Genomic DNA, 6,453 nt, shown 5'->3' with positions numbered 1-6,453 from the left:
TTGATTTGTCGAAAATTTGTTCAGTTTTCAAAGATCTACTTGGTTGCTTTTGACAACTTTTATATCATATCAACCACATCATGATTTGTCAAGAATTTTTTGAATAAATATTCATTTCTTCTTGCCGTATCAATCAGCTTTATTAATATACCATCTGGTATATCTCATGTCAACACTTTATTTGCGATATTCATTATCGCCTCAATAGCACTTATTAAATATATCAGCTTTCTTTTTCTTGGTCAAGTCTATTTATGTGAATATCTCTTAATATTACAAATAAATCGTAATTTCAGTCCCCTTATCATTCGAATCTTTCACACTAATCTCTCCACCCATTGATGTCACTAGTTCCTGCACAATAGCGAGGCCAAGCCCATTACCTTCTATTTGTTTATTTCTAGACGGATCTACTCTATAGAAACGTTCAAATATTCTTTTTTTGTCTTGATTTGAAATACCAATACCAGTATCTGATACTGCTATAAAAAATCTTGTCTTTATTTTGCCTACTTCAACTACCATACGCCCATTATCAACATTATATTTAACAGCGTTTTGCAATAAATTACCTAAGATAGTGGCTATCTTATTTTTATCAAACTTTACATAAAGATCTTTTGTTATTCTCTTGTCTACTATTAAATTTTTACTTTTAATAGTACTACTTAATAAATCTAACTCATAATTTATCATAGCATCTAAATTGAAACTCGAAATATTTTCTTTGGGTTTTTGCCCTTTTGCTAATTTTAATATCTCTTGAATTAATACTTCTAATTTTTCACTTTCGTCATAAATAATATTTAAAAATTTGTTAGTTGTACTTGAATCAACAGATTCTTCTAAAAGAGTTTCAGCAAATCCTTTAATTGCTGTTACTGGTGTTTTCAATTCATGACTCACATTTCCGACAAATTCATTTTGCATTTTCTCTAATAATTTCAGCTCAGTTATATCATATAAAATTACGATTACTTGAAATTCTACATTGTTATTTGCTATATAGACGACCGTTGCATCAACCACTCTGTTTGTATTGGCAATTTCAACTTCATCTCTTTGCTTATCTTGTGTTTTAATGGCTTTTTCAATTAGTCCACTCAATTTGTATGTTTTAATATCATCAATATATGAATGTTGCTTACTTTCTATCTGTTGGCCTAATAATTTAGAAATCATATCATTTACGACTAGTACTTGTCTTTTATGATCAATTTGCATAACCCCAACTGTCAAATGTTCAATTAATTTTAGATAGTTATTATTTTGTACCTGATAGTGAATATTTCTTTTCTTTTGATAACTTTCAACACGATTAATGGCTTTCGATAATTCAAAATTGGGACTATCTGTATCTAGTAATACATGATAAGAATCTCCTTTATTGACTAAACTATTCAATATATTAGCCATTAATTCGGACTCAGCACCTGCTTTAGATGCTATTTTATAAAGTATAGCTATTTCAATCAAACTCAACACACTTACTCCAATAATACTATTCTTACTAAAAAGTTTCCCGGATACATCCCATAGAAGTGTCATACTAAATGTTAAATTTAGCAACAAGATTAACGTCGTAATTATCCATTTTAGTTTTTGTTTCATTTATTCTCCTCAAACTTATAGCCAAATCCTCGAACTGTCTTTAAATATAGGGGGTTTTTAGCATCTACTTCTAATTTTTCGCGTAAATGGCTCACATGCATATCTATCATCCTTGTTTGCCCTTCATAATCGTATCCCCAAACACCGCTCAATAACTTTTCTCTACTTAGCACACGTCCTGTTCGTTTAATAAAATATACTAAAAGTTCGAACTCTTTTGGTGTTAATGCAACTTTTTCATCATTTTTATAAACTGAATAGTTAGAAAAATCAATTTTAAAATCTTTAAATTCTCTCACTTCATTATCAATTTGTTCATCCTTAGATGAGTCATGTTCAGTACGTCTCAAAATAGCCTTAATTCTTGCTATTACTTCTCTTGGACTAAACGGTTTAGTCATATAATCGTCTGCACCAATTTCTAAACCAATTATTTTATTCAATTCATCATCTTTAGCCGTTAAAATGATTATTGGCGTTTTTACTTTTTCTTGTCTTAATTTTTTTGTAACTTCGATACCATCGTAACCAGGCAGCATCAAATCGAGAATAATGAAATCAAAATTTTGTTCTGTTGCTTTTTTAAATGCACTAGGCCCATCTATTGCTACATGCACTTCATAGTTCGCATTTTCTAGATTATACGTTAACAGCGTAACAATTGCTGGTTCATCATCTACAACTAAAATTTTTTTCATTATTTATCCCCCTGATAACTAAATTTATTTAATTATGACTAACCCTATTTCATATGGTGAGTCTGAAAATATCGCACTTTCTGTTATTTTTGTATCTCCACTAAATGTCCTAATTTTTAATCGACAATACGTTGAGCTACTCTGTAATGCTTCATACAATTCGGTTTCGTTTCTAACTTCAATGCCATTACATTGAACGACCACATCACCAACCTCTACGTCCATCTTTGAAGCTGGCGTACCTGGGCGTACCCCTACAATTAATATTCCTTCATTGGATTCTGCAAACCATTTTTCTTGTTTATTATCATGGCGTTTGATCATATATTGGCTGATACAATACGCAACTAATAGAACAATTAATCCATATATCCCCATTATTGGTATAAATATAGCCATTATCGCTAAACCTGTCCCTATAAAAGCTAAATATAAGTATTGTTTTTTTATAAATTTGATAGCTACTCTTGGTATTTCTTTATAGATACGTAATGATAGCCCAACAATTAATGGTAAAATAATGATGTTAAATTCTGTACCTGCTATATGAATAATTGGCCACCAAGAGAGTACACTATGGAATTGATCACCCGGTGTTAGAATTACAAGTGGCACCAGATACAGATCCTTCATACTAAACGACGATATATTTCGCCCTCGTTTACCTGACTGTGTGTTCGGCGATAAGGGACTATTTCTGAATAAATACAGCGCACAAGCAGTTATAAATAAAATGACTGTCCCTATCAGTAGAATCCCTGTCGTAAATTCAACGTGAAATTCTTCATATTTAAATATTTCAAAATTACTTAATTGAGATTTAGTCATCCCATATACTAGTCCCGATATAATAAATAGCGGAAAGATAGCATCAAATACTGGGTATAGTAGTAGTCCTAAAATCATAAAAATAGCATAAATAACTACCCAGTTAATAGGCAACATAACACCTAGTCCAAATAGTAACATTGATCCAATAATACTAAAAATAAAGCCTACTTTTATTGCATGACGTCCCTCATAAAAATCACTATCGACAGCTGTTCTAAATGCTTGTCTCTCTTTTTTAATTCTTCGTGTATACATACCATAAATCAGTATAATTGCTAACCAAAGCGTTGGTTGCATGAAAAAGTTTCCAATAATTTTAAGCGTTACCATAAATGCACCTATTTTCTTTAATATATAGTACTCAAATTATATCATGCTTTGTCATGATTCAAAAAAGATAATCATAATAACAAAAAAGACTGAATTTTGCATTTAGCAAAATCAGTCTTTTAAAATTTAATTAAATTTTAAGGAAACGACGCATTGAAACGAACGATCCTAAAGCACCAATAATTATCCCGATTGACACTAATAATAAATCAATTTCTGCCAAGAAAGTTCCTGGTGTTAATAATTGATAACTAGTTGATGCCAACGAAACTTGTAAACCGTTATAAATCCAAATATAGCCAAAATCAACTAAAATAATTGGAATGATAGCACCTAAAAGCCCAGTCCATGCACCTTCAAGTAAAAACGGCCATCTGATAAATCCATTCGTCGCACCTACTAGACGCATAATTCCAATCTCATTTCTTCGAGATAAAATTGTGATTCTAATCGTGTTAGAAATTAAGAATACTGCAACAAAGAGGAGTAAAGCACTAATAATCATACCCCATTTTTGGATATTACCAACTACTTTAAATAGTTTTTTAGCAGATGTGCCCCCAAAACTAGCATCATTTACATAATCTAAACTTTTAGCACGTTTTGCAATTTGCTCAGTTTGTTTTGGTTTTTTAGTTTGAACATCAAATGTATCATATAGTGGATTATCATCCCCACCAAATAACTTAAATTCATTACCATAACTACCAACAACTTGTTGTAATTGCTCCTTTTTACTTGAAAAAGTAACTTTTTTAACTTCTGAATAACTTTCAAGTTTCTTTTTCAAATCAGCCTGTTGATTCTTTGTTGTCTTTCGTTCAACAAACACTCTGACTTGAACATCGTTCTCAACATCAGATGCTAATTTATTTACGTTCATTAAGATTGAAAGTAACACCCCAACCAAAATTAACGTTACAGTAACAGCACTAATAGCAGCAACAGACATCCATCCATTACGACGTAAACTCTTAATACTTTCACCAAAATGACGCCTAAACGTTCTCATTTTCATAACCGTATTTTCCTCCTTCTTCATCTCGGGCAATACGGCCATCTTCAATAGCCAACAAACGATGTGGATATTTGTTCACAATAATACTATTATGAGTTGCCATGATAACTGTTGTCCCTTGTTCATTAACTTTTTCTAAAATTGACATAATATCATCTGACGTTTCAGGGTCTAAATTCCCCGTTGGTTCATCAGCAATTAAGACTTCTGGTTTATTTGCAACTGCACGTGCAATCGCAATTCTTTGTTGTTCACCACCAGATAATTCTTCCGGAAATTTATCCGCCTTGTCAGACAAATCAACAAGATCTAGCACGTAATCAACACGTTCTTTAATTTCTGCAGGTTCTTTTTCAATAACTTCTAACGCGTATGCAATATTTTCAAAAATTGTTAAACGAGGTAATAATTTGAAATCTTGGAATACAATTCCTAAATCTCTTCGTAAAAATGGTACTTCTTTTGGTTTCATCGTTTCTAAATGAAAATCATTTACTGTGATTTCACCAGATGTTGCTTGTTCTTCATGGTACATCATTTTTATAAATGTCGACTTTCCGGCACCACTAGGTCCAACCACATATACGAATTCACCTTGGTCAATTCGAAGATTAATATCATTGCTTGCAATAATATCATCAGAATATTGTTTAAATACATTTTTAAATTCTATCAAACAGTGAATCCTCCTGTGTCTATTTTCATAACATTTTCATTATAGCATGATTATTTACCTTTATATTGCAGTAGTCTTACAATTAAGTTTCATTTTTTAACTTGGATTTTCATTTTTTAATTTCCACTGTAAATAAGCATTAATAAATCCATCTATATCACCGTCCATTACCGCTTGAACATTACCAGTCTCAAAATCGGAACGATGATCCTTAACCATTGAGTATGGGTGGAACACATATGATCGAATCTGCGACCCCCATCCAATATCCATTTGTTCACCTTGAATGGCAGCACGTTCTTTTTCTTTTGCTTCCATTTCAAGTTGATATAACTTAGATTTCATCATACTTTCAGCCGTTGCCCTATTTTGAAATTGTGACCGCTGCGCTTGGCTCGAAGTTACTATCCCTGTTGGAATATGAATTAATCTAACTGCTGAAGATGTTTTATTAATATGTTGTCCACCAGCTCCGGATGATCTAAATACTTCCATTCTGATATCATCTTGATTTAATTCTATTTCGACTGAATCATCCAACTCTGGCATCACATCAACAGATGCAAAAGACGTGTGGCGTCGACCAGCAGCATCAAAAGGTGAAATACGAACTAATCGATGCACCCCTTTTTCACTCTTAAGATAACCATACGCGTTTACTCCCTTAATAAGAAGCGTCACACTTTTCAATCCCGCTTCATCGCCAGATTGATAATCTACTGTTTCGACGATTAGCCCACTTTTTTCAGCCCATCTCGTATACATTCTAAGTAACATTAATCCCCAATCCTGAGATTCGGTACCTCCTGCACCTGGATGGATTTCTAAAATAGCATTTCTGCTATCATAAGGTTCATTCAATAATAATCGTAATTGATACTTGTCGAGTGCTTTTTTTGTCTCGTTAAACAAGTCATCAAATTCTATTAGCATATCATTATCATTTTCTTCTTGTAATAATTCAAGCATGACTTGTAATTCTGATACCTTACTCTCTAAATCATGAAACGCATCATATTTACCTTTTAATTGATTGTTTTCGTCAATAACTTTTTGTGCTTCTTCTTGGTGATTCCAAAAATCTGGGTTAGCCATTCGTTCTTCATTTTCAGAAATACGTTCATTCAGCGTCTCTAAGTCAAAGAGACCCCCTGAAGTTAGTTATTTTTTGTTCCATTTCATTAATTTGTTTCCTATAATCGCTTAATTCCATCAATTTTCTCCTTAATTTACTAAAAAGAGTCACCTTCAAACTCTATCGAATTCGGAAGTGACTCTTTAATAATGTT

General features: G+C 32.2%; 6 protein-coding genes. All 6 read right to left on the bottom strand.

Features of this window, described 5'->3' with window-relative positions:
• Positions 1-273: 273 nt before the first annotated feature.
• The 6 genes from AC1RPV_RS07340 to prfB all read right to left on the bottom strand — a co-directional run bounded on the left by AC1RPV_RS07340 (position 274) and on the right by prfB (position 6,377).
• The gene (locus tag AC1RPV_RS07340; RefSeq protein ID WP_481761965.1) at positions 274-1,548 is read right to left on the bottom strand and encodes a sensor histidine kinase; all 1,275 of its coding nucleotides are present in this window, start codon (positions 1,546-1,548) and stop codon (positions 274-276) included.
• Between the two features lie 59 nt (positions 1,549-1,607).
• Entirely contained in the window at positions 1,608-2,309 is a 702-nt protein-coding gene (locus tag AC1RPV_RS07335; protein WP_481761964.1) for a response regulator transcription factor, read from the bottom strand.
• 24 nt (positions 2,310-2,333) lie between these two features.
• A complete protein-coding gene (locus AC1RPV_RS07330; protein ID WP_481761963.1) occupies positions 2,334-3,470 on the bottom strand; it encodes a PDZ domain-containing protein in 1,137 nt (378 codons plus the stop codon).
• Positions 3,471-3,600: 130 nt separating this feature from the next.
• A complete protein-coding gene (gene ftsX, locus AC1RPV_RS07325) occupies positions 3,601-4,488 on the bottom strand; it encodes a permease-like cell division protein FtsX (RefSeq protein ID WP_481761962.1) in 888 nt (295 codons plus the stop codon).
• The gene (ftsE, locus tag AC1RPV_RS07320; RefSeq protein WP_481761961.1) at positions 4,469-5,164 is read right to left on the bottom strand and encodes a cell division ATP-binding protein FtsE; all 696 of its coding nucleotides are present in this window, start codon (positions 5,162-5,164) and stop codon (positions 4,469-4,471) included. The genes ftsX and ftsE overlap by 20 nt, the downstream gene beginning before the upstream one ends.
• Positions 5,165-5,260: 96 nt before the next feature.
• A protein-coding gene (gene prfB / locus AC1RPV_RS07315) for a peptide chain release factor 2 (protein ID WP_481761960.1) occupies positions 5,261-6,377 on the bottom strand; the annotation gives its coding sequence in 2 pieces (ribosomal slippage) (positions 5,261-6,304 and positions 6,306-6,377; 1,116 coding nt in all).
• Positions 6,378-6,453: the final 76 nt, after the last annotated feature.

Source organism: Dellaglioa sp. CoH-55-MRSF-9 (assembly GCF_056782155.1).
This window is presented reverse-complemented; position numbering and strand designations above follow the sequence as displayed.

Coding starts and splice junctions, on each gene's coding strand:
- AC1RPV_RS07340 (WP_481761965.1), bottom strand. CDS start 1,548: ATGACACTTCTATGGGATGTATCCGGGAAACTTTTTAGTAAGAATAGT.
- AC1RPV_RS07335 (WP_481761964.1), bottom strand. CDS start 2,309: ATGAAAAAAATTTTAGTTGTAGATGATGAACCAGCAATTGTTACGCTG.
- AC1RPV_RS07330 (WP_481761963.1), bottom strand. CDS start 3,470: ATGGTAACGCTTAAAATTATTGGAAACTTTTTCATGCAACCAACGCTT.
- ftsX (WP_481761962.1), bottom strand. CDS start 4,488: ATGAAAATGAGAACGTTTAGGCGTCATTTTGGTGAAAGTATTAAGAGT.